Origin of the sequence: Thiomicrospira sp. R3, assembly GCF_029581415.1 — a bacterium.
Taxonomy (GTDB): Bacteria; Pseudomonadota; Gammaproteobacteria; order Thiomicrospirales; family Thiomicrospiraceae; genus Thiomicrospira.
In genome coordinates, this window is sequence record NZ_CP121121.1 from 1987096 (window position 1) to 2012722 (window position 25627).

19 protein-coding genes are annotated in these 25627 nt (G+C 44.9%); 5 read left to right on the top strand and 14 right to left on the bottom strand.

Going from position 1 to position 25627, the window contains the following annotated elements; genetic code table 11:
* Positions 1–3: 3 nt before the first annotated feature.
* Positions 4–1920, bottom strand: a complete 1917-nt coding sequence (gene dnaK, locus P8S55_RS10195; protein ID WP_289224101.1) for a molecular chaperone DnaK — start codon at positions 1918–1920, stop codon at positions 4–6.
* A 105-nt stretch (positions 1921–2025) separates the two neighbouring features.
* Positions 2026–2592, bottom strand: a complete 567-nt coding sequence (gene grpE / locus P8S55_RS10200; RefSeq protein ID WP_289224102.1) for a nucleotide exchange factor GrpE — start codon at positions 2590–2592, stop codon at positions 2026–2028.
* Between the two features lie 183 nt (positions 2593–2775).
* On the opposite strand from grpE, the gene P8S55_RS10205 reads away from it, so the two are divergent.
* The 3 genes from P8S55_RS10205 to P8S55_RS10215 all read left to right on the top strand — a co-directional run bounded on the left by P8S55_RS10205 (position 2776) and on the right by P8S55_RS10215 (position 8564).
* Entirely contained in the window at positions 2776–5544 is a 2769-nt protein-coding gene (locus P8S55_RS10205) for a valine--tRNA ligase (RefSeq protein ID WP_289224103.1), read from the top strand.
* Positions 5522–6232, top strand: coding sequence for a TIGR04211 family SH3 domain-containing protein (locus tag P8S55_RS10210; RefSeq protein ID WP_289224104.1), 711 nt, complete (start codon positions 5522–5524; stop codon positions 6230–6232). The genes P8S55_RS10205 and P8S55_RS10210 overlap by 23 nt, the downstream gene beginning before the upstream one ends.
* 196 nt (positions 6233–6428) lie before the next feature.
* Complete coding sequence (locus tag P8S55_RS10215) at positions 6429–8564, top strand: PhoX family protein (protein WP_289224105.1); 2136 nt, start codon at positions 6429–6431, stop codon at positions 8562–8564.
* Between the two features lie 77 nt (positions 8565–8641).
* Here the strand turns inward: P8S55_RS10215 and P8S55_RS10220 are convergent, their stop codons facing one another.
* From P8S55_RS10220 to P8S55_RS10245, 6 genes are all read right to left on the bottom strand, one after another.
* Positions 8642–9367: a DsbC family protein gene (locus tag P8S55_RS10220; protein WP_289224106.1), complete on the bottom strand. Its 726-nt coding sequence runs from the start codon at positions 9365–9367 to the stop codon at positions 8642–8644.
* A gap of 30 nt (positions 9368–9397) precedes the next feature.
* Positions 9398–10291 (bottom strand): site-specific tyrosine recombinase XerD, encoded by an 894-nt coding sequence (xerD, locus tag P8S55_RS10225; protein ID WP_289224107.1) that lies wholly within the window; start codon positions 10289–10291, stop codon positions 9398–9400.
* Between the two features lie 67 nt (positions 10292–10358).
* The gene (locus P8S55_RS10230; protein WP_289224108.1) at positions 10359–13706 is read right to left on the bottom strand and encodes an efflux RND transporter permease subunit; all 3348 of its coding nucleotides are present in this window, start codon (positions 13704–13706) and stop codon (positions 10359–10361) included.
* Positions 13707–13708: 2 nt separating this feature from the next.
* The gene (locus P8S55_RS10235) at positions 13709–14806 is read right to left on the bottom strand and encodes an efflux RND transporter periplasmic adaptor subunit (protein WP_289224109.1); all 1098 of its coding nucleotides are present in this window, start codon (positions 14804–14806) and stop codon (positions 13709–13711) included.
* 30 nt (positions 14807–14836) lie between these two features.
* Complete coding sequence (locus P8S55_RS10240) at positions 14837–16213, bottom strand: TolC family protein (protein ID WP_289224110.1); 1377 nt, start codon at positions 16211–16213, stop codon at positions 14837–14839.
* A 163-nt stretch (positions 16214–16376) separates the two neighbouring features.
* Positions 16377–17006 carry an alpha/beta hydrolase gene (locus P8S55_RS10245; protein WP_289224111.1) on the bottom strand — a complete coding sequence of 210 codons (630 nt, stop codon included), beginning with the start codon at positions 17004–17006 and terminating at the stop codon, positions 16377–16379.
* A 35-nt stretch (positions 17007–17041) separates the two neighbouring features.
* Between P8S55_RS10245 and P8S55_RS10250 the strand changes: the two genes are divergently transcribed.
* A complete protein-coding gene (locus P8S55_RS10250; RefSeq protein ID WP_289224112.1) occupies positions 17042–18169 on the top strand; it encodes a 4-phosphoerythronate dehydrogenase in 1128 nt (375 codons plus the stop codon).
* A 168-nt stretch (positions 18170–18337) separates the two neighbouring features.
* Complete coding sequence (locus tag P8S55_RS10255) at positions 18338–18913, top strand: DUF302 domain-containing protein (RefSeq protein ID WP_289224113.1); 576 nt, start codon at positions 18338–18340, stop codon at positions 18911–18913.
* 563 nt (positions 18914–19476) lie between these two features.
* On the opposite strand, the gene P8S55_RS10260 is transcribed toward P8S55_RS10255, so the two are convergent.
* The 6 genes from P8S55_RS10260 to P8S55_RS10285 form a co-directional block, all read right to left on the bottom strand.
* Positions 19477–20514: a porin gene (locus P8S55_RS10260; RefSeq protein ID WP_289224114.1), complete on the bottom strand. Its 1038-nt coding sequence runs from the start codon at positions 20512–20514 to the stop codon at positions 19477–19479.
* 217 nt (positions 20515–20731) lie between these two features.
* On the bottom strand, positions 20732–21928 hold the full coding sequence (gene arsJ, locus P8S55_RS10265; RefSeq protein WP_503010327.1) for an organoarsenical effux MFS transporter ArsJ: 1197 nt from the start codon (positions 21926–21928) through the stop codon (positions 20732–20734).
* 8 nt (positions 21929–21936) lie between these two features.
* Positions 21937–22953: an ArsJ-associated glyceraldehyde-3-phosphate dehydrogenase gene (locus P8S55_RS10270; protein WP_289224115.1), complete on the bottom strand. Its 1017-nt coding sequence runs from the start codon at positions 22951–22953 to the stop codon at positions 21937–21939.
* A 147-nt stretch (positions 22954–23100) separates the two neighbouring features.
* Positions 23101–24069, bottom strand: a complete 969-nt coding sequence (locus P8S55_RS10275; protein ID WP_289224116.1) for a PstS family phosphate ABC transporter substrate-binding protein — start codon at positions 24067–24069, stop codon at positions 23101–23103.
* 185 nt (positions 24070–24254) lie between these two features.
* Positions 24255–24701 (bottom strand): 50S ribosomal protein L9, encoded by a 447-nt coding sequence (gene rplI / locus P8S55_RS10280; RefSeq protein WP_289224117.1) that lies wholly within the window; start codon positions 24699–24701, stop codon positions 24255–24257.
* A gap of 8 nt (positions 24702–24709) precedes the next feature.
* Positions 24710–25606, bottom strand: a complete 897-nt coding sequence (locus P8S55_RS10285) for a DUF2232 domain-containing protein (RefSeq protein ID WP_289224118.1) — start codon at positions 25604–25606, stop codon at positions 24710–24712.
* Between the last annotated feature and the right edge of the window lie 21 nt (positions 25607–25627).

The window sequence follows — 25627 nt, forward strand, 5'->3', positions numbered from 1 at the left end:
CAATTATTTCTTGGTATCGTCAACTTCCTCAAACTCCGCATCAACAATATCATCATTAGCGTTTTTCTCGCCTTGTGATTGTGACTCAGCGCCACCTTGCTGTTGCTTAGCCATCATTTTTTCAGTCATTTTTTGCGATGCGGCTGCTAAAGCTTGAACTTTTTCATCAATCTTTGCTTTATCATCACCTTTCATCGCGTCTTCAACGTCTTTAATTGCCGCCTCAATCGCTTCTTTTTCTGATGCTTCTAGGCTATCACCGGCATCGTTCATTGCTTTACGCGTCGCATGAACCATCGCATCCGCTTGGTTGCGTGTTTCCACCAACTCTTTCATTTTACGATCTTCTTCAGCATGGGCTTCGGCATCTTTTACCATGCGCTCCACTTCTTCATCCGTTAAACCTGATGAGGCTTTGATCGTAATCGTCTGCTCTTTACCGGTTGCCTTGTCTTTTGCCGATACATTTAAAATACCGTTGGCATCGATATCAAAGGTGACTTCAATTTGTGGCATACCACGCTGCGCCGGCGGAATGCCTTCTAAGTTAAACTGACCTAATGACTTGTTACCGCTAGAAATCTCACGCTCACCTTGAAGCACATGAATCGTTACCGCTGACTGATTATCTTCAGCGGTTGAGAACACCTGCGACTTACGCGTTGGGATGGTGGTGTTTTTCTCAATCAACTTGGTCATTACACCGCCCATGGTTTCAATACCCAGGGATAAAGGTGATACGTCAAGCAACAACAAATCCTTCACATCGCCTGACAAAACACCCCCTTGAATCGCCGCACCCATTGCCACCGCTTCATCTGGGTTAACGTCACGACGCGGTTCTTTGCCAAAGAATTCTTTAACGCGCGCCTGCACCATCGGCACACGTGTTGATCCGCCAACTAAAATAACATCGTCGATTTCTGATGCTTTTAATCCTGCATCTTTTAATGCAATTCGACAAGGCTCAATCGAGCGCGCAACCAAGTCTTCAATTAGCGACTCAAACTTAGCCCGGGTAATTTTCATATTTAAATGCTTCGGACCGGTTGCATCTGCTGTGACATAAGGTAAGTTAATATCCGTTTGCTCACGAGAAGATAATTCAATCTTGGCTTTTTCCGCCGCTTCACGCAAACGCTGAAGCGCTAAGGGGTCATTGGTTAAATCAACACCCTGGTCTTTTTTAAATTCAGCAACCAGATAATCCATGATCTGCTTGTCGAAATCTTCACCCCCCAAGAAGGTATCACCGTTGGTTGAAAGCACTTCAACTTGCTTTTCGCCATCCAAATCAGCCACTTCGATGATCGACACGTCAAATGTTCCACCACCCAAGTCATAAACGACAATTTTGCTGTCGCCTTTAGCCTTGTCCATGCCATAGGCTAAGGCCGCTGCGGTTGGCTCGTTAATAATACGTTTAACTTCAAGACCCGCAATTTTACCGGCATCTTTAGTCGCTTGACGCTGTGCATCGTTAAAATAAGCCGGCACGGTAATAACCGCTTCGGTTACCTCATGCCCCAAGTAGTCTTCAGCGGTTTTTTTCATCTTCTGTAGGGTGCGCGCCGAGATTTCTTGCGGTGACATTTTTTTACCATCGACATCAATCCACGCATCACCATTATCGGCCGCTACAATTTTGTATGGCACCATGCCGATGTCTTTTTTAACTTCTTTGTCTTCAAAACGACGACCAATCAAACGCTTGATTGCAAACAAAGTGTTTTTTGGATTCGTCACCGCTTGACGTTTGGCCGAATCCCCAACCAAGACTTCACCGTCGTTGGTATAAGCGACGATGGATGGTGTAGTGCGTGCGCCTTCGGCGTTAGGGATAACCTTAACGTCTTTACCTTCCATTATTGCCACACATGAGTTGGTCGTTCCTAAGTCAATACCTATAATCTTTGCCATCTAATTTTCTCCACTATTTTTAAAATCTGTTTAATTTGTAAGGTTTATAGGTGTAAATTTTGTTATTTCAAGCACCTATTTGAGTTTTATTTCAACTTTTTAGCCCTATTGCGCGACAATGACACGCGCTGGACGAATTAAACGATCATTGAGGGCATAGCCCTTCTGAAATACCTCAACGACCGCATTGCTTTCATGCGCAGGCGATGGAATCATTGTCATCGCTTCATGCTTTTGTGGGTCAAACTTTTCGCCAGCAGGATTAATCCGCTCAACATTAAAGTCAGCCAATACATCTAAAAATTGCTTGAAGGTCATGGCTAAACCTTCACGAATTGATTCTACAGAGGCTTCGGGTTTATTGGATGCATCCAAGCCTAGCTCTAAACTATCCGCAACAGGCACTAATGCATGAATTAACTTTTCGAGTGCATATTTATGTGCGCTTTCTATATCAATCCGCGTACGACGACGCAAGTTTTCCATATCTGCTTGGACTCTTAATAACGAATCCCAATGCTGCGAGGCTTGTAGACGAGCCTCTTCAAGTAACTGGTTAACATCCTGCTCGACTACCTCTTCAGCTTGTTCTGAGGCTTGCTCCGGATCAGGGGTTTCAAGATGATCCGTTTCCAGGTTATCAGGACTGGCGTGCTTGCTTTGTTCAGACATAAATTTATGCTCCAATACTTTTAATGACTGCTAGGTATTTGCTTGATGGGGCTTAATCATCTTAGTTTCAAGTGTTGTTTTAAAATAAATTTAACAACAAATGCGACTGGATAAATTCCACCAAGCGGAATCGGCTTGTTATAATTGACCAAATTTAACACTTACTCAATAAAAAAGACATTTATGGACAAACATTTCGACCCCAATATGATTGAAACCAAGTGGTACCAAACTTGGGAAAACGCCGGCTACTTTGCGCCAAATGCCGAATCAAACCAAGCCCCCTACTGCATTATGATTCCACCACCAAACGTGACCGGTAGCCTGCATATGGGGCATGCGTTCCAGGATACCATTATGGATACGCTAATTCGCCTTAACCGTATGCAAGGCAAACCCACGCTATGGCAACCGGGAACCGACCATGCCGGTATCGCCACCCAGATGGTGGTAGAACGCCAACTTGCCGCCAAGGGTTTAAGTCGCCATGATCTTGGGCGTGATAAATTTATTGACAAAATTTGGCAATGGAAAGTCGAATCGGGTGGCACCATCACCCAACAACTGCGCCGCTTAGGTGCTTCACCAGACTGGAGCCGCGAACGCTTTACGATGGACGATGGTCTTTCTAATGCGGTGAAGGAAGTGTTTGTTCGCCTGCATGAAGAAGGCTTGATTTATCGTGGTAAACGTTTGGTTAACTGGGACCCTGTGCTTCACACTGCTGTATCGGATTTAGAAGTGGTTTCCGAAGAAGAGCAAGGCAATATGTGGCAAATGCGTTATCCGTTAACAGATGGTAGTGGCTATCTTGTCGTGGCGACCACCCGCCCGGAAACCATGCTCGGTGACCAAGCGGTGGCGGTGCATCCTGAAGATGAACGCTATCAAGCCTTGATTGGCAAAACCATCACCTTACCATTGGTAGGCCGTGAAATCCCGATAATTGCCGATGATTATGTCGACCCTGAGTTTGGTACTGGCTGTGTCAAAATTACCCCAGCCCACGATTTCAATGACTATGAAATCGGTAAACGCCACAACTTGCCGATGCTCAATATCTTTACCCAAGATGCGGCGATCAATCATGAAGCGCCCGAAAAGTATCAAGGCCTAGATCGTTATGAAGCACGTAAACAAATCGTCGCCGATCTAGAGGCGCTCGGTTTAATGGAAAAAATTGAGCCCCATAAACTGATGGTGCCGCGTGGTGATCGTACCCATGCGGTGATTGAACCAATGCTGACCGATCAATGGTATGTTGCGGTACAAGAACTGGCGAAACCAGCGATTGATGCGGTGAAAAACGGTGATATTGCGTTTGTACCCAAAAACTGGGAAAACACCTATTTTGAATGGATGAACAACATCCAAGACTGGTGTATCTCACGCCAAATCTGGTGGGGGCATCGCATCCCCGCTTGGTATGACGACCATGGCGATGTGTATGTCGGACGCGATGAAGCCGAAGTCCGAGCTAAACACAACCTGGGCGACCGTCCGTTAAAACAAGACGATGATGTGCTTGATACTTGGTTTAGTTCCGCGCTTTGGACCTTCTCCACCCTCGGTTGGCCTGAGCAGACTCCTGAGCTAAAACAGTTTCACCCTACGTCCGTCTTGGTGACTGGCTTTGACATTATCTTCTTCTGGGTTGCGCGGATGATTATGATGTCGTTGAAGTTTACCGGTGATGTACCGTTCAAACAGGTGTATGTCCATGGCTTAGTGCGTGATGCCGAAGGTCAGAAGATGTCCAAATCCAAAGGCAATGTTCTTGACCCAATTGATTTGATTGATGGCATTGAGCTTGAAAGTCTGGTGAATAAACGCACCTATGGCATGATGCAACCGGAAAAAGCGGCGAAAATCGAAAAAGACACGCGCAAGCAGTTTGCGGATGGCATTCCCGCTTTTGGCACCGATGCGCTACGCTTTACCTTCGCGTCATTGGCTTCAACCGGCCGCGATATCCGCTTTGACCTTAACCGTTGCGAAGGCTACCGTAATTTCTGCAATAAACTCTGGAATGCCACCCGTTATGTGTTAATGAACACCCAAGGGTTTGATACCGGTGTCGATGAATCAGCAGCCGTTGAACTCTCGCTGGCCGATCGTTGGATTACTTCACGCTTGCAAACTTTAGAAACCGAAGTGGTACGCCACTTTGAACAATACCGTTTTGACTTAGCCGCTAACCTACTCTATGAGTTCACGTGGAATGAATACTGTGACTGGTATTTAGAACTGGCAAAACCGATCCTAAACAAGGATTCAACCGATGCGGCCAAACGTGGCACGCGTAAAACGCTGGTACGCGTATTGGAAGCCTTGTTACGTTTAATGCATCCAGTGATTCCCTATATCACCGAGGAAGCTTGGCAAGCGGTCGCACCTCTGGCTGGCAAGCAAGGCAACACCATTATGCTGCAACCTTATCCGCAAGCGGATGAAAGCCTGGTGGATAGTGCTGCGGAAGCGCAATTGGATTGGGTGCAGCAGTTTATTATGGGTGTGCGTCGCATTCGTTCTGAAATGGATATTGCACCGGGTAAACCCTTGCCGGTTTTATTAAGCAAAGTGTCCGTCCAAGACCAGGCCTGGTTAGACAATAATCGCCTGTTCTTAATGACGCTTGCTAAGCTTGCGTCGATTGAAGTCCTTGTTGATCAGAATCAAGCCCCTGAATCCGCCATGTCTTTGGTTGGCGAAATGAATATTTTAATTCCAATGGCGGGATTGATTGACAAAGAAGCCGAACTGGCTCGCTTGGATAAAGAAATCAGCAAACTAAAAACCGAGTTTGAACGTCTAAACACTAAACTTAGCAACGAAAGCTTTGTCGCGCGTGCACCGCAAGCCGTGGTAGCAAAAGAACGTGCTAAACTAGACGACATTAAAATCGCCCTAAGCAATCTGGAGCAACAGTATGGCAAAATTGAGCAACTCTAAATTTTTGGTTTCTATAGGCTTGGCTTCGTGCTTAAGTGTGCCTTTAGGTTTAAGTATCAACACCGCTTATGCCAATCAAGTTTATAGCCATTACATCAGTGATCGCGTAGAAGTACCCATGCGTCGTGGGGCAGGCTCTGAGTACCGTATTGAAAGGATGTTGCCAACCGGTACGCCTGTTAAAATCCTTGAAACAACCGGGTCTTGGTCTCACGTTGAAGCGAGAATTAATAATCGTGATTGGACAGGCTGGGTGTTTCAAAACGCTATTCAAAATGAACCGCCAGCGCGAACACAGTTAACGGTACAACTCGAACGTAATAACCAATTAAATGATCGGTTTCGTGCGTTAGAAACCGAGCATACCGCGCTTCGCACTCAGTTTGAATCGGATCGCCAAGAATTGGAGATGATTAAACAAGCGCATTTTGAGTTAAACAATGCCTATGAAGAACTAAAGCTTATTTCAGGTAATGCAGTCGAAATCGATAACCGTAATCAAGAAATGCGCCAAATGATTAGTGACCTCGAATCACAAAACATAATCATGCGTGAGCAGATTGCCAAATCAGAAGACACCGTTAAACGTCAATGGTTTTTAACCGGCGCAGGGGTCCTGCTGTTTGGTTTACTATTAGGCCGTTTTTTCAGAATGCCTAAAAGACGCGGAAGCTGGGATAAAATTTAGCGACCCTTTCGCTTGGGCTATCAAACATGATAGCCCAATTTAATTCTCTACTACCCTAGCCTTTTCCAGCCCTCTACCTATGCCGCCTTCCTTTAGTAAGATAAGCTTCATCTAGCTATAATCATTTTGTCATTTTTACAATGTATCTTTTAATTGTTGTATCAACCTACTGAATAACAAGATTGGAGACTAAAAAATGAGCAATAATTCGATGAAAAAGAATACCACTGGTCCGTCTTTTGACCATGGTGAGGGTGATGAACAACTCAGTAACCTGTCAAAAAACGATCATTTTGGGGATGTTCTTGACCGGCGAATGAGCCGTCGCGCGGCTCTTAAAGGGGGACTAAGTGCTGCAATGTTAGGCTTATTTGGATCGGGTCTATCTGGCTGTAATGTATTTGAATCTTCAAGCTCTGGCACGGCTGCAACACCCGCTAACCCAAACTTACTTGGATTTAACAGTATACCCGTCAGCGAACTTGATACAGTGGTTGTGCCTAACGGTTATAAATGGCAATATCTTGCGCCTTGGGGACAATCAATTAGCAACCCAGACATAATTTACGACCTGCCTCTAACCGGTACCCAGCAAGGCGATGCTATCGGCTCTCATCATGATGGTACACACTTTTACCCTATTGAAGGTCAAGACCCTTACCAAGGAAGCTCCACAGACGGCTTACTGGTCATAAACCATGAATATGTTGAGCCACGCTATATGCACGCTTCGGCCGTAGGTCAGAGCTTAACGAGAAGCCAAGTTCCTACTTACATTAACACCGAAGGCAATGTAAGACGTGTGGCCGATGAAGTCTTAACCGAAATGCATGGTCATGGCGTATCGATTGCTCGTGTGCAACGCCAGCAGCATAGTGGTGAATGGAAAGTGGTGGCTGATTCAAGAAACCGTCGTGTTAGCGCACTGACACCGATGCAGATTTCTGGCCCAGTTAGAGGTACGGATTTTGTTAAAACTAAATACAGTCCTGATGGCACTATGACGCGCGGCACCATTAATAATTGCGCACACGGTGTGACTCCCTGGAACACCTATTTAGCCGCTGAAGAAAACTGGGCAGGTTATTTTAGAAATGGTGCAGATCGCCCACGTGAACAAGCGCGCTATGGTGTGGGTACTGGAGCACAATCTCGATATGGTTGGGAACTTGCTGATACCGATCCTAACGAGGCCTACTCTAGATTTGACGTCACGCCCAAAGCACAAACAGCTCAACAAGATTATCGCAATGAATCCAACTGCTTTGGCTGGATAGTAGAAATTGATCCTTTCGACCCAAACAGCACCCCCGTTAAGCGCACCCATCTAGGCCGTTTTGCTCATGAAGGCGTTGTATTCCACACACCGAACGAAGGGGAGCCGATTGTCCTTTATTCAGGCGATGATGCAAGAAACGAATATATTTATAAGTTTGTTTCAGCACAACCCTATTTCAAAGCCACAGCTGGAGGTCACCTGTTAGATAGTGGTACTTTGTATGTTGCAAAATTTAATGATGATGGTTCAGGTGAGTGGCTACCACTTGTTTATGGTGTAGGCCCACTGGTTTCACAACCAATAAATCAAGGCGAAAACCCTGACTTAAATAGCTTTCAAAGCCAAGCAGATGTATTGATGAATACGCGTTTGGCCGCTGATGTACTCGGTGCGACCAAGATGGATCGTCCTGAGTGGGGTGCGGTAGATCCAACTACCCGCCAAGTTTATTTCACTTTAACAAACAATACCAGTCGCACCAATGAAAATGTAGATAAAGCCAACCCTCGTGGGCCTAATCCACATGGACACATTATTCGCTGGACTGAAAACGGTAACAATCCAACAGCCACCACTTTTGCATGGGATATATTCTTAATGGCTGGTGATAACTCTGGTGGATTAACAGCAGGTACCGACGGAGCTGGTAATCCGCTTACCGATGCCAATATGTTCAGCTCACCAGATGGTTTATGGATTGATAATGATAGCCGTATTTGGATTCAAACTGATCAGAGTGAGTCTGTTATGAACACCAACCCAGTCTATTCAATGATGGGGAATAACTCAATGTTAGCCGCCTGCCCTTTTACTGGTGAAGTGCGTCGTTTCTTAACCGGGCCTCTTGGGCAAGAAATAACCGGCGTGATTACCACACCCGACCAAACCACTATGTTTATTAGTGTGCAACACCCAGGAGCCACTGTATCAGCCGATGACTTTGCGGCAGGAACGATCGCTGGAAAAGGTAACTGGCCTTTTGGCGGCAACAACTATGGACGCTCATCAACAGTTGTTATTACAAAAGAAGATGGCGGTATTATAGGTAGTTAAATATCTATCAATTCTTAAACTAAAACTAAAACCCCAGCTCTAAGCTGGGGTTTTAACATCCATGAGTTGATTTCAAACTAACGTGCAAGTAGTGCAGGAATCAGCTCTTTAGCTTCAACATAACCTGGAATCATCGAACCGTCATCTACAATCATGGTTGGTGTGCCCGTTATTCCAAACTCCTGTGCATGCATCATATGCATTTGAACCGGGTTTTCACAACGCAGCGTTTTAGGATCTAACCCCTTCTTAGCATCATCCATCGCTTTAACAGGGTCTTTATCGCACCAAATGGATACCATTTTGTTATAACTAGGTGTATTAGGTCCTGAACGTGGAAAGGCTAAATAACGCACCGTAATGCCATTTTTATTGAGTTCTTCCACTTCACTGTGGAATCGTTTGCAAAATGGACAGTCAATATCGGTAAAGACGGTAATCGTTCTTTTTTCCTCTCCCTTGGCTTTAAAACTAATCATAGTTGCTGGATCAATCTCAGCCAACGCGTTTATACGTGCCTGGTCTTTAGCCATTTCTGTTAGATTATCACGCGTGTCCAAATCAATTAAATTGCCATTAAATAAATATTTTGCATCTGCTGTAATGTAAATAACATTTGGACCCAAAACTACCTGATATAACCCCTCCACTTGGCTTTTGGTGATTTGCGCACTCGGTGCAGAGGGAATCACTTGATTGAGTTTTTGTTGAATTTTCGCTACTGTTTCATCAGCAAACGCATTAAAACTAAGGCTGGCTGCAACCAGGCCTGGTACTAGGGTTTTTACTAATTGTTTATACATTGGATTTCCTAATTGTTTTATTCAAGTTGTTTAGCCACGCGGATGGTGTTGCTGATGCAGACTTTTTAAGCGCTCTTTGGCTACATGGGTATAAATCTGGGTAGTCGATAAATCGCTATGCCCCAACAACAATTGCACCGTTCGTAAGTCGGCACCATGATTAATCAAATGCGTTGCGAATGCATGACGTAAACCATGAGGCGATAGTTTACCAGTGATGCCCGCTATTTGCGCAAGATTATGGATACGATGCCACAATGTTTGTCGTGTCATCGTGCGGCCTATGCGAGAAACAAACAGCGTTTCCAACCATCTCTCACCAACAAGATTAGGCCGTGCTATCTTTAAATAGCTCGTTATCCACTCGGTGGCGTATTCACCCAAGGGGACTATGCGGTCCTTATTACCCTTCCCTGTGACCATTACCAAGCCCGCTGACAGGTTCAATTGGGATAAAGGCAGGTTAACCACCTCTGATACGCGCAAGCCCGTCGCATACATCAACTCAAGAATCGCCCGATCACGTAAACCCAAATCGGTTTGCGTGTCCGGCGCATTCAATAAATCAAGTATTTGCTTCTCACTCAACACAGAAGGAATCGACGCCCTAACCTTAGGCGTTTTAACTAAATCACAGGGATTAATTGTTAACCAGACCTGGTCAATCGCAAAGCCATAGAATCGCTTTAACGACGACACCATCCGCGCTATCGAACGATCAGAACGCTTAATATCCTGTAATTGAGTGATAAAGACTTGTAAATCATCACGACTCACTGATAACCAGGCCTGGTTATCTAAACCGCCAAAATAGTTAGCAAACTGTTTGAGATCGGTTTTATAAGCTGAACGCGTGTTGGCGCTTAAACCTTCTGATAAATAGAGATGAGATAAAAACGTGTCTAACGCTTGGTTAAATAGCATAAAAGCCTTCCAATTTATCATTAAAAAAACCCCGCAAAGCGGGGTTTCGATTTTAGACTAAAAGCGTTTATATTTTAGCGGCTTCAAGCTCTTTAACCAGTCTTGGCTTGTCTTCCTCATCCGGATCGGATGGGAAATAAGTTTGCCAAATAAAGTACATCAACGGAATGACAAACAGCGTCAAAATGGTTGATGAGATCACACCAAAGATTAAGGAAATAGCCAAACCACCAAATACAGGATCAGGGATCATCACGATAGAGGCAAAGATAATTGTCAAGGCGGTTAAGATAATGGCTTTTGAGCGCACCTTACCGGCTTCAATAACCGCATCACGTAATGGAATCCCCTCTCGTCGGTATTCGATAATAAAGTCGATTAACAACAAGGAGTTGCGCACCACAATGCCGGCGAGTGCGATCACCCCGATCATTGAGGTCGCGGTAAAGGCTTGGTCTAATAACCAATGCCCTGGGAACACCCCAATCATGGTTAGCGGAATCGCCCCCATGACAATAAAGGGCACCATAAATGAGCGATAATAACCTACTAGAATCAAATAGATTAATACCAACGCGACGATAAACGCACTCCCCATATCACGGAACACATCTAAGGTTAAACGCATTTCACCACCCCATAATAGGGTGTAATCGGTCACATCTTTGGGTTGTGCTTCCAAAAATCCAAGGTTAGCAGTTTGAAAAGTGACGCCTGATTCAGGCAAGGTCACATTATCAATCATTTTATCAAGTGACAACACCGCATAAACCGGACTTGAGCGTAAAAGCTCACCACTAACCATCGTCATTGAGTGCTGATCGCGCCCCATAATAGGTTTAGCCTGCATCCGCTTTTCAATCGTTGCAATCGCTGACAAGGGCACCGCATCGCCTGAAAAAGAATTGATACGTAAGGTTAACAACTGCTCTGGCACACTGCGCTCTGAACGCGGTAAACGCACCACGATATTAACCGGCTCGCGCACATTATCCAGATGCATATAACCTAATGCATAGCCACTGATATAATCACGCAACATTTTGCTAACCGCAGCAGGCGCAATGCCTAACAAGTTTGCTTTTTCACGGTCAATATTAATCTCATAACTGGTTACATCATCAGTTACTGAGTTATCCACATTAATCATGCCATAAATCTGTTCAAACTTAGCCTTAATTTCATTCGCCGCTTCACGCAACTTGTCATAATCAGGGCCATACAATTCCGCTAAAATCTGTGCACTTACCGGTGGCCCAGGTGGCGTTTCATAAATCTTCACCTTCGCTTGCGGAAAGTCTTGGCGAACCAGCGCGAGGGTTTGATGCAACTGCTGGGCAACTTCATGCGAACTTAAACTACGCGCTTCTTTTTCCAACAAATTCACCCGAATCTGCGCAAAGTTAGACCCCTGCTTAATTAAGTCCCCTCTAACCAAGGCGGCAAAATCAATCGGTGCGGGCATACCCACGTACACACTATAGTCGGTAACATAAGGTGTCTTTGACAGAATATCACCCACAAACCGCACCACGCGATCCGTTGCTTCGGTAGCTGTACCTGTGGGCATATCTACCTGTACCAAAAAGGTATTGGTGTTATCGAACGGTAGCATTTTAACCTCCACCCCCATTGGGTGAAGCGGATTATTCATGCCATCCTCACGCACAAACTGCAAGGCAGGTTGAACCATCGCCGCAAACAAACTGATTAGCACAACACCTAAAAAGATATTACGTTTGGTGCGACTATCAATCATTGGAATAATGATTTTGGCATAACCCCGTTGTAACCAATCTTCTTTTTGCGGATGCGGGTTTTCAAGGCTCTCGGTTTGCTCCATTTTGGCAAAGGCACGTTTACCCAACCAGCGGTAAGCCGCATAAGGTACCAACATATAAGCAATCAGCAAAGAGGCAATCATCGCAATCGGCACGTTAAATGGAATCGGCGCCATAAACGGTCCCATCATGCCGGTTACAAATAACATCGGAATAAACGCCAAAATAACCGCTAAGGTCGCGACATTAGTTGGGTTCCCAATTTCATTAGTTGCACGCACCAACAAACTATCTAGGTTTTTAGGATCGCAACCGTCTTTAATATGCCGGTGAATATTCTCAATAACCACAATCGCGGCATCCACCAGCAAACCTAACGACAAGATCAATGCAAACAGCGTAATCCGGTTCAAGGTTTGACCAAATATCAAACCAACAATCAACACCACAAACAAAATCAATGGCACCGTCAAAGTAACAATCGCCGCTTCACGCCAACCCAACGAGAACATCAAAATAATCACGACCGCCACAATGGCGACAATTAAGCTATCCACCAGTTGATTAACCGCTTTATCCGCCATCTCACCATCGTCGCGGGTCACAACCACCTCAATATCAGCGGGGAGCATGGATACTTTTAACTCTTCAAGCTTTTTCAGCACCGCATTGGATACATGCACGGCATTGGTTCCAGGTTTTTTGGCAATCGAGATAGTGACCGCAGGAAATTCTCCACGCTTACTCGCTTGTGCCGCAGGGCCAAAACCGATACGCGTATGAATTTCTTCTTCAAGCGGGCCATCGACAATACGTGCTATGTCACGTAAGAAAATCGGCTGCCCCTTATCCGCACCAATAATAATCGAACCCACTTCATCGGCGTTACCCAAATAGCCATTGACACGAACTTGGGTAGTTTGGTTGTTAGAAACCAAGCTACCCACAGGTAAAGACACGTTTGAACCTAGCAACATGTCACTAATATCATCCAATGACAGCCCTGTCATCGCAATTCTTTGCGAATCTAACCAGACATTCACCGCGCGCTTATGCCCACCCACCACATCGGTAAAGGACACACCAGGCACATTGCGCAATTGTTCCACCAGCTTCAAACTGACATCACGTAAGTCAAATCCGTCCATTCGCTCAGAGGTGAGCGTTAAGGTCATTATCGGTACATCGTCCACGTTTATCGGTTTAATAATAGGCTGCTGGGTGGCCGGTGGCATGCGATCCATATTCTGCATGACCTGGTTATAGACTTTTACCAAGCTATCGACCTGGTTCTCACCGACCTTAAACTGCACGGTGACGACACCAAAGTCACTCGTGGCATAACCAAAGGTATTCTCCACCCCCGGAAGCGCATTCATTATCGCTTCTAAGGGTTTAACCACCATATTGTTGACTTCTTCTGGTGTTGCCCCTGCCTTAGGCACCATTATATTGGCGGCTGGCACCACAATTTGTGGGTTATATTCACGCGGTGTCACATAAAGCGCTAATATCCCCGCCAACATAATCGCGATCATAATCATCATCGTGATTTTGGAATGAATAAACATCTGGGCGATTTTGCCCGCCATATTAAGTTTTAAATCTTGATCTTCATGCGCTCGTGTGCTCATTATTAAGCTCCTGTGCTCGACGCATTAAAGATCACCCGATCGCCATTTACCAAGGTTTGATTATTACTCACCACAACTTGCTCGCCAACATCCAACCCAGCCTGCACCTCAAAATGACCATTGAGCTTTTCGCCAATGCGCACCATTCTAAAACTGACAAGATTATCGGCACCGACCACAAACACACCCTGTATGCCGGCACGGGTGACTAACGCCTCGGCGGGTAACAAAATCGCTTGGCGCTCACCGCGCACAAAACTAATGCGTGCGAAGGTACCTGAATTAACATTATTCACTTCTGGCAAGCTGAGCTTAGTGGTATGCCCACGCGTACGCGGATTGGCAGCGGCTACTAATGAATAAATTTCACCTGTCATTTGATAGGCCACACCGTCCACCAAAATCTGTGCGGTATCACCCACTTTTAACACCGCAAATAAGTCTTGAGACACTTCGGTTTGTACACTCAAGGAGCGCAAATTCTCAATCACTACAACAGGGTTACCTGGCACAGCCAAATCACCTGCTACCGCCATTTTCTGTACAATAACACCATCAAATGGCGCGCGCACATTGGCATAATTAAGCTGGAACTCAGCTTGATCTAACCCAGCTTTAGCGGCGGCTAGATTCTCTTGCGCCACGCTATACTGTAAACGGATACCATCAAACTGCTGGCGTGATACAGACTCTTCTTTTAACAATTGAGAAAAGCGATCAAAATCCGCTTTTGCGTTTTCCAAAGCGGCTTGCGCCTGTTGGTAAACGGCGCGAGCTTGAGAAATCTGACTTTGAATATCCTGCGGGTCAATTTCAAACAATAAATCACCGCGCTTGATGTGATGCCCCACCTCAACCGGGATACTGCGAATATAACCCATTAAACGCGACGCAATCCGTGCCTGCTGATCGGGCACAACCGAACCCGGCACACTGGCGACTAAGGGAACCGTACCAAGATTCACTGGCGCGACGCTAACCTCATGCTCTGCCACTTGATACTGCGGAGCATCCGTTGCGATTTGGTCCGAAAAACAACCCGTTAAACCCAGCGCAATAGTTAATACGCTCAGGCTAATTAGTTTACTTGTAACTTTCATAATGCTGTTATCCTTGATTTTAGAACCGAATTAGATATGGTTTAACTGCATGCGGCCCGTAGCCAAAAGTAATTGTGCTTTTTGCATATTGACACTTAACTGTGCAGCCACCAACTCAGCGCGAGCTTTGTCAAGCTGGGTTTGTCCTGCTAACACCTCTGTCATAGTCGCGACCCCCGTTTCATAACGACGTGCGATTAAAGATTGCGCCTCTGAGGCATAATCAACCGCAGCCTGACTTGACTCGACTTTTTTCAATGCATTTTGATACTCTCGCCAAGCTTGAAGCAAACCCATCCGCACCTTTTGCTCTTCAGCATGAACCCTTGCCTGTTGTTCACGTACGAAGGCATTGGCTTGATCAACCGCGCGATCGGTTAGACCAAAGTCACTAATCTTCCATGAAGCAACAGCGGCTAGTGTGTAAGAATGAGCACTGAAGCCAATGGATTCATCGTTCCAATCGGAACGCGCCATTAAGTTAAAACTTGGCATAGCATCGGACTTGGCAACCCGAACGGCTGCTTGGCTGGCTTGAGTTTGATGGCGCATAGCGATTAATTTTGGATTAGCATCAATCGCCAATTGGATCATCTGATCCAACGTTAAATTAGGTAAATCAATCGACACCCGCTCTGCCACATCCAGCGGCGCATCAGCATTCAAGCCCATCAAGGTTCGCAAACCATCAAGCGCTAATAATTCCTGGTTTTTAGCCTGTTCAAACATTAGCTCCATTTCAGCATGGTGCGCTTGTGCGCTAAGTAACTCAGATCTGACAACAACACCTTGGCGTACAAGATTCTTCGTCGTATTTACATAGGCATCCGCTGCGACCAATGCTTGCTCGGCGACTTGAATAAATGAACGCGCGCCATGCACCCCTTCATAGGCTTCATAGACAAAATAGGTCAACATTTGCTGTACAGCCTGGTCACCCTGCTGCGCGGCATGTAACATCGCAGTGGCTTGTTGTTGATAGCCTGCAATTTTGCCACCATTGTAGATCGGCAGTAACATCTCTATACGGGTGTTTAAGTCATTATGACTGCCTGGCTTATTAAGATCACGCGGCTTAGTATCAAAGGTTGAAGATGAACCGGGTCCTGGTGCCTCAGCAAAACCAAAATCAGTAAACGTTGCCTGACGCTGCTGTAATTTCATACCAAACACATTTAGCGCGTTGTTAGAATGGGAACCGGTAACCGATAGCGTAAATTGAGGCATACGACTTAACTTCGCTTGATCAAACGCCGCCCTGGCCTGGTCTATTTGTGCTGCCGTAATATCTCGTTGCGGGTTTTGCGACAGGGTTGTTTCAACACTGGTTTTAAAATCAACGGTTTGCGCCATAACCAGGCCTGGTAGCGTGAAGGACATTGCCAGCACCAAAGTTTTAAGTTTCATTGAGCCATCCTGTAAAGTTAAAAAAGGGATTTTTACACATTCTTTTTAGATGATTAGAATATAGCTGTTCTTCTACAGCATAACAAACATATTAAAATATAAGAAAAGCCTTATATTATAAATTAGAAAAGCCTTATATTCTAGTTTTCAATTATAACCATCATTAAGAAATCACCACACTAAGCATTTTCTTTAACCAAACTAACTCACCATGAAAAAAATGTCCGGCCGATTCACGCCAATACACATCCGGTCGTGGCTGAATACCTCGCATCCAATTTGCCACCTTATAAGCAGGAACCACTTCATCTTGACCACCTTGAATTAAGCTCCATTTAACTCTAGAAGGTAGTTCTATTTCTTTGAAATCATATAAATTAACAGGAGGCGCTACAGTCACTAATAATTGAGCATCCAATAACTTAGCCTGCAATAAACCAATATAGCTACCGAATGAAAACCCCGCCAAACCTAAAGGAAGATCACCAAAGTATCCCTGTGCCCAATTGACGACAGCGGCCAAATCCTGCTGCTCACCCTTACCATGATCATAAAATCCTTCACTCTGACCGACTCCCCTAAAGTTAAAGGCCAAGGTCTGCCATCCCGCCTGAGAAAAAGCCTTCTCCATGGTCGTCACCACTTTATTATTCATTGAACCGTCATACAAAGGGTGCGGGTGACATAAAACCACCAGGCCTGGCGGTGTTCCCCCCTTAGCTAGCTGACCAACTCGACATTCTATCTGACCTGCAGGACCATCAATTAAAGTCGCTTGCGTTTTTTGAAACATCGCCTATCCTATCAACCTAAAAAGGAACGCTTAGTATGCCACAAAAAAAACTGGTTATTGATGATGCCATTCCCTATGCCGACGCAATTTTTAGCCATTTAGGTCAGATCACTCGGCTGCCTGGTCGAGACATTAACGCCGAACATCTAAAACACGCTGATGCCTTAATCGTGCGCTCACGCACTCAAGTTAATGCCGAGCTACTTAAAAACAGCACTGTGCAATTTGTAGGCAGCAGCGTTGTTGGGCTAGATCATATAGACCAGGCCTGGTTAGCTGAACAAGGCATTCATTTTTACTCAGCCCAAGGCTGTAATGCGAATTCTGTCGCGGAATATGTCATTAACGGCCTTTTTGATATGGCTGAACATAAACAATGGACACTGGCCGATAAAACACTTGGAATCGTTGGTGTCGGTCATGTCGGCAAGCTTTTAAAGCAAAAAGCCGATGCCCTAGGTATTAAGACGCTGCTCAACGACCCACCCCGCGCACGAACAGAAGGTGAGGCTGGGTTTTGTTCACTCGACCATCTTTTGGCTACAGCAGATATTGTCAGCTTGCACACACCGCTAACTCAAGAGGGTGATCATCCGAGCTACCAACTCCTAAACAAACATAATATGACTTTGATTAAGCCTGATGCACTGCTGATTAATGCTGCACGCGGTGGAATTATTGATGAGCAGGCCTGGTTGGGCTTAAAAAACTTGGCCAATATTATTGATTGCTGGCAAGGTGAACCCTTTATCAACCCAGCACTTTATTACAAAGCGGATATCGCCACCGCTCATATCGCTGGCCACTCGCTTGAAGCTAAAGTCGCGGGGAGTGAAATGGTTTATCGCCAGCTTTGTGCATTTTGGAACATCACGCCACAAACCGCTTGGCAACACCACTTACCTGACGCGCCTTTAGCACTTCAACACCCCAAAATAGATAATGAACAGCAGGCTTTAGCCCATATTTTTAAACAAACCTATGATCTACGCCTTGATGACCAAGCGATCAGATCGCAGCGTATTGAGCAGGTTCACGCGCAATTTGAATCCCATCGACGTCACTACCCAATTCGCCGAGAATGGGCGCAGCACAAACTGAAAAAAACATCTAATAAGCGCCTTAATCAAACACTCGAAACGCTTGGTTTTATGCTATATTAAGGTTTTATAATATTAGAGCATTAACAAGTTCTAATAAATTTTTGTTATTCACGACCAAAAAAAATGATTTTCTCTTTTGAGCAATAGAAGAGTAATCTAGGTCATGAACTTACAAATTGTACAAAATGTGCTTTGTTTATCCATAAATCTAAATACAGAGGGTCACTAATGAAAACCATCACTATGCTTAAAGTCGGCTTCCTTGCCGGTATCATTGCCTTAATGTCTGGCTGCGGAACGATGAAGGCAGCTGGAAACCTTGAAGAAGGCGCTTGGGGTACGTTTAATGAAATCTGGGATCGCTGGGTTGAAAGCGAAGGCGATATCGGATGGGCAGTGGTTTGGCACCGAAAAGTCGAAGAGGGTGTTGAACTTCAAGATATCCTTGATGCATTAGATAACGTCGCGATGAACGCACCTGGCTTAATGGATGTTGGTCATCTTCCATTATCAGAAGAACTTAATGCACGTGGTGTTGAATCCGGTGTCATCCATGTTGTTTCTTACTGTAACCCAGCTACCGCTCGCAAGATGATTGATTTTAGCCCAGCGATGGGTGCGTTTTTACCTTGTCGTGTCACCATTGTTGAACAAGAAGATGGCTTACACCTTTATACAATGAACATGGACATGATGATCAAAATGGGCAAAAAAATGCCTGAAGAGTTAAAAGAATTAACCATGGCTATTCGTGAAGCTATGTGGGAAATGATGGAAAAAGGCGCAACTGGCGACGTTTTCTAAGCTTATCCCCTCTCTCAGTTGTATAATAAAAAACCGCCATTTTGGGCGGTTTTTTATTATCTATATCCCCCACCTACTGATTAGTTATCACCTACTGGATGACCAACTTTACTGAACTGCCTTGTGCACTAGGCTGCACATCAATGCGCAACTGCATTTGCTCTTTCAATGCTTGAACATGTCAAATAATGCCAATAGTTCGACCTGCAAGTTGCAAGTTTTTTAGGGTTTCAATCGCTTGATTAAAGCTCAGGCGTAAGCGGTTGTTAGGCTCGTAAGACTCGGCCGGGTTTTGCACCAGTGAAATGGCTTGGGGGGGGTTGAGATAGGCTGACCTTGAAAAATCTGAACAAGGGTTTCACCATTTAAACTAGTTGTTGGAGGTGTGTTATATTTTGGTCTAAACAACCGGATGTATTAAGTGTAGAGAGGGTTAGAAAAACGGTATGAAGGATTTGTTAAACCTAAATGACCATTACAAATAAAAAAACCCCGCAGGGTTTGCGGGGTAAGTACCATTTTTAACGAGGAGGTACGAAACTAACTAAGAAGACACGGGGCGATTAGAAGTTGTAAATCGCACCTAAAGAGATAGCACTCACGTTTTTACCGGGTTCAAAAGGGTTCATCTGAGAACCATGACCACCGCCAGTTACAAGGAAGCTAGCACCTGAATCGTTTGAAGTCGCCGCATACATAGCATAGAGTGTCAAATCACGACCAAAACGACGATCAATACCTACCGCAGCCATTGAAGCACCATCATTTTTAGCGCTTGACTCACCCGCAACATAATATTGAGCGCGTAAACGGTATTCTGGAGTTAAATCATAATAAGTACCTAAGCCAAAGACAGTATTATCGTTTGAGTTTTTATCAGCATCTTCAAAGAATGCTGCGACTTGGAAGCCCTTCGCTACATTATAGGTAGCCCCTAGACGCACTGCAGTCCTGTCTTTAACATTATCACCGCCCTGTGCTTCATAAGCTACCATAGCGGTTAAATCACCCGATTTGAAGGTTAAAGATGTTGAAACCGAATCACGTTCTCCGGTTGTTGCAACTTGATCATCAGATTTAGCACGGTTGTCAGTTGAGTATTGAATATCGAACGTCAAGCCTGACATAGCTGGCGTTTGATAATGGATACTGTTATGGAAACGCTGGTCAAAAGTACCTTTAGTCATGTTACGCGCATCACCCACACGGTCACCAAACATATCAGTAAAGCTTCTTACTTTTTTAGTTGGAGTGTCAAAGAAACCTAAGCGAACAGTACCAAAATCACCTTTTAAACCAAAAAAGGTGTCTCTAGTTACAAAAGTATTCCCACGCGTGCCAGAACTATCTTCAGCACGACGATCAAAATCAATCTGTTGCTCTAATTGAACAAAACCTTGCAGGCCTTCAGTAATATTTTTTGAACCAGCAAAACGAATACGTGAAGAGTTACTTGATAGATCCACTTTTGAAGCATCACCATTATCCATGTGATCCACAGACATATGTGCGCGGCCTGAAACCTTCATTTCTGCCATGGCTGGAACATAAGCAGCGGTCATTGCCGCGCCAATCGCTAAAGCAAGTACATTTTTTTTCATTTGGTTTTCCCTTTGTCTTTTATAAAAGTAAACGCGTTAATTAAACACACGCACACTTTAACGCCTCGACAGGGATGTTTTGTTAAGGTTTCCTTAAAGATATTGGACAGAAAAATAACAGAAATATGACAAGAGACTAAGGCAATAAAAAAAGCCCAATTACAACCAGGCCTGGTTGCTATTTGGGCTTTACTTACTTCATATCAAATAACGACGATCAAGCAGTCGCTTTTTTCGGTTCCATTTTAATCACTAACAGCGCGGCTAATAAAATAAAACCTGCTGAGAAGTATAAACAGGCTTCCATGCCCCACTCTTGATAAACATAACCGGATAACAAGGTACCAACTAAGCGGCCTGCGGCGTTCGCCATGTAGTAAAAGCCGACATCTTTTGAGGTGCCATCGGTGCTGGCAATCGACACAATCAAATACGAGTGCACCGCTGAATTAAGAGCAAACAACACACCAAACAGGCTTAGGCCGACAATTAACACAGTTTGTGGGTCAATGCTTAAACTCATCGCCATCGCAAACGGCACACCGGCTAACACAAACCCAAGCACGCTAGCCGTTCGCCCTGTTGGGTTGGCGCCGGATTTTAAACCGGTTATTTTTGGCGATAGGGCTTGAACTATGCCATAACCTATCACCCATAGCGCCATAAATGCACCTACGTAGGTGTGATCCCATTCCAGCACTCCGACTAAAAAAACCGGCAAGGCGACCACAAACCAAACATCACGCGCACCAAACAAAAAAAAGCGCGCGGTGGACAGCCAGTTAATCTGTGGGTTTTTGGAAAACATCTCATTAAACTTCGGCTTGTTTTTCGCTTTGCCGAGTGAACCATCCAGCATAATAATGCAGAGTAATAAAGCGCTAGCAAGCACCCCACTCATCACCATCATCGCATTGGCAAAACCAATCCACGCCAATAACACCGCGCCAACAAAAAACCCCACACCCTTGAGCGCGTTTTTTGAGCCTGTGAGCAAACTTACCCAGCGATACAGCTGCCCGGAGCTATCTGATGCGAGGTTTTTAATCGCACTTTTGGCGCTCATTTTATTGAGGTCCTTGGCAATACCCGACAGAGCTTGTGCAAACATCACATACACCACTCCCAACCATTCGGGCGGAACAGTCAACATCATCAGCGCGAAGACCTGTAAGCCCAGCCCAAGATTCATGGTGATATTCAACCCCCAGCGCGCGCCAAGCCAGCCACCGACCAGGTTAGTGACTAGCCCAAAAAACTCATAAAACAAAAACAGCAACGCAATTTCCAGCGGACTGTAGCCTAACTGCCAGAAATATAACACCACGAGCATCCTTAAGGCGCCATCGGTCACCGTAAACGCCCAGTAGTTGCCGGTAATCAGCGCGTATTGTTTAATAGGGTTTATCGCCATTTTCTCTGTTAAACCGATTGATTAAGTGTGGCTGCTTTGCGGCCAAGTTCCATCATTCGTGCGACATAACCTATTTCATTGTCATACCAAGCCAAGACTTTTAACTGAGTTCCATTTACCACCATTGTCGATAGGGCATCGATCACCGAAGAACATTTTTCGCCTTCATAGTCTGCCGACACTAAAGGACGGTCTTCGTAGCCTAGAATGCCTTGCAAATAGCTTTCTGCGGCCGCTTTGAGCTTGGCATTCACCTCGTCTTTAGTGGTGGATACATCCAGCTCCAAAACCAAATCCGTTAGCGACGCATTCATAAATGGAACCCGCACTGCGATGCCATTGAGCTTGCCATTAAGCTCTGGGAAAATTGTACCTATGGCGCTGGCCGAACCGGTAGTAGTTGGGATTAATGATTGGAAACTCGCACGTGCGCGGCGTAAATCTGCATGGCCATGATCCACCACTTTTTGGGTGTTGGTAATGTTGTGCATGGTGGTAATCATTCCATGTTTAATACCAAACTGTTCATGAATCACTTTAATCACTGGGGCAATGCAATTGGTGGTGCAAGAGGCAGCGGTAATAATCGGGTCTTTGCCGGCTTCAAAAATATGGTCATTAATCCCCATGACAATATTTTTAATCCCCTCTTTCATGGGTGCGGCCACCACGACCTGTTTAACGCCGCGCTCCAGATAGGCGCTAACCTGTTCAACCGTGCGAAATTTACCAGTACATTCAATCACCAAATCCAAATCCATACTCGCCCAATCCGTGTCTTCAATCGCCTGATTCATTGAATAGCTAATTTTTTTGTCGCCGACATAAATTGCATCGCCTTCACCAAAGACTTCTTGGAACCAGCGACCATGTGCTGAATCAAAGGTCACCAAATGCGCTGATGAATAGGCATCACAGGCAATTTCATTGATATGGATGATTTCGATATCCGGCCAATCCCAGACCTCGCGCATCGCCAAACGTCCCATTCGACCAAAACCATTAATGGCTATTCTAATTGTCATTAGTGTTACTCCCCTGTATATCAAGATAATGAAGTTAATATTTGAAATTACGAATATTATAACGAGTGATGGATGAGGCTTTATGAAGTTTTTATGTTTAAAAAAAATCCCTCGCTAAGAGGGATTTTTTATCAAGTTAACAATAGATTATTGTAACTTTCTCAATTCACGATCTGCTGCGGCTTTTGGAAGCGGAACATAACCGTTATTCAATACAACCTGCTGACCTTGCTTTGACAGTACTAATGTCATAAATTCTTTGGTCGCTGGGTCCATCGCTCTGTTGGGTGCGTTGTTAACATACACATACAACAAGCGTGCCAATGGATACTGGCCTGTTGCAGCATTTTCAGGTGTTGAGTCGTAGAAAGGATCACCGGCACGCTGTGCTAAAGGTACAGAACGTACGCTGGCCGTTAGGTAACCGACACCCGAATAACCAATACCGTTAATAGACGCTGATACCCCTTGAACCACTGAAGCAGAACCGGGTTGTTCGTTTACGGAATTTTTAAAGTCACCACGGCAAAGTGCGCGGTTTTTGAAGTAACCGTAAGTACCTGATACCGAGTTACGTCCGTATAACTGAATTGAACGGTTAGTCCATTCACCCGTTAAGCCAGCTTTACCCCAAGTATCGATATCTTGTGAAGCACCACAAGAACGTGTTGATGAGAACATCGCATCAACCTGCTGCATGGTTAAGCCTTTGATGGGGTTGTCTTTATGAACAAACACCGCTAACGCATCAATCGCTACACCAATGGCTGTTGGTGCATAACCGTGACGTTGTTCGAACGCGGCAATTTCACCCGCACGCATTTCACGGCTCATCGGAGCTAATTGAGCAGTACCTTCTGTGATCGCGGGCGGTGCTGTTGAAGAACCTGCACCCTGAACTTGGAAGTTAACGTTAGGGTAGAAACGGTTAAACTCTTCACCCCACATGGTCATTAGGTTGTTTAGAGTGTCAGAACCAATAGAGGTCAAGCTACCCGACACACCCGACGCACGTTGATAATCAGGAAGTGTAGGATCAACAGCAGCAACAGCAGGTTGAACAGCGAGAGTTGCCGCAGCAAAACCTAATGCAGAAAGTAGTTTACGGTTTAGCATAAAAATGTGCTCCTTAGGAGAGATTAAAATTGCGAATGTTCAAATTCAATCGCATGACTCAGAACAAATTATGCTGGGCAAACATAACAGTGGAATGAACAAAGTATGACAGTTTTATGACAAACATCAGAAACAAAAGAACCCCAAAAAACAGGGGTTCTTAATAGCGAAAAAAAACGAATAAATTAACCCGCTTTAACTTCCACAGTGATCGCTGCAACCACATCAGCATGTAGCTGAACATCAATTTCAAACGTACCCGTATGACGTAAAGCCCCTTCAGGTAAACGTACATGACGACGCTCAACATCAAAACCAGATGCTTTAAGCGCATCCGCGATATCTTGCGTACCGATTGAACCGAAAAGCTTGCCTTCTTCACCAGCACTTGCTTCAACAGTAACAACCATGCCATTCATTTTCTCATACACAGCCTGTGCAGAAACTAACGCATCAACTGCTTGCTTTTCTAATTCCGCACGACGTGCTTCAAACTCAGCCACGTTATCTTTTGTAGCAGGCTTCGCCTTACCTTGTGGAATCAAAAAGTTACGAGCATAACCTGACTTAACGGTAACTTGGTCACCCAAAGAACCTAAATTTTGTACTTTCTCAAGCAGAATAACGTTCATAAAAACCTCTATTTACTTTCTATCCATCGACTGCGAAAATCCATAAAATTATCAGCTAAGCCGAGGATCGATAAAACTAACACGGTCTGCGGAAACACAGCCAGTAATATATATAAACCAACTAACCAACCGTTACTCATCTCTTTTTTAAGTATAGAAAAATGAGCAATAGCCAAACCTTGAAACATTAACACCACTGTCAATAACCCAAACAAATCACCAAGCAGTCCACCAGAAGATTCGTTAAAGAATATACTCGCAATCGCTATAAAGGCTGTTGCATAAGCAACATTACGCGGCAAACGTATCTGATGAAAGTCTTGCTGGAATTGACCGGGGTAATACAACTCACCCTGCCACCATCGTCCAGCAAGCAGCACAGTAAACCAAAGTACAACCGCAAACATCGCCAATAGCATCGTCATTACATTTGACATCTGCTCAATCATTTCGATTGAATAGGCTACCTCTGCTTGATCTAAAACAGGCTTAAAGGCTTGGTTAAATAAATTCATCCACCAACCAGGCATATCGCCAATCAAAAGATGGACGATAACAAGCCCTACTGCAGCCATTATTCCAGCGAATTGTAATGTTGTACCCAATGAATTAGTTTGCCGTAAAACCAAAGCTAAAATCCACACGGGCAACATGAATTCCAGCATAACTACCAGGCCTGCTAAATAACTACCTGACAATAAACTAGAAAGACCAATGTGAACAAAAGCGGCGGCAGCCATGACTTTTAAACCATCAACAACACCGACTCTTAGTGTGACTAACGCAATTATGGCACCAGCTAAAAATCCGATTGGAGTAAACCAAATTGCCAACAATGCAAATGCGATCGCAGAAAGATAAGCCTGCATCGGCCCTTTCATAACAAAGTTTGCAATAGCAATCATGATGTTAAGTCCTTCAGGAAC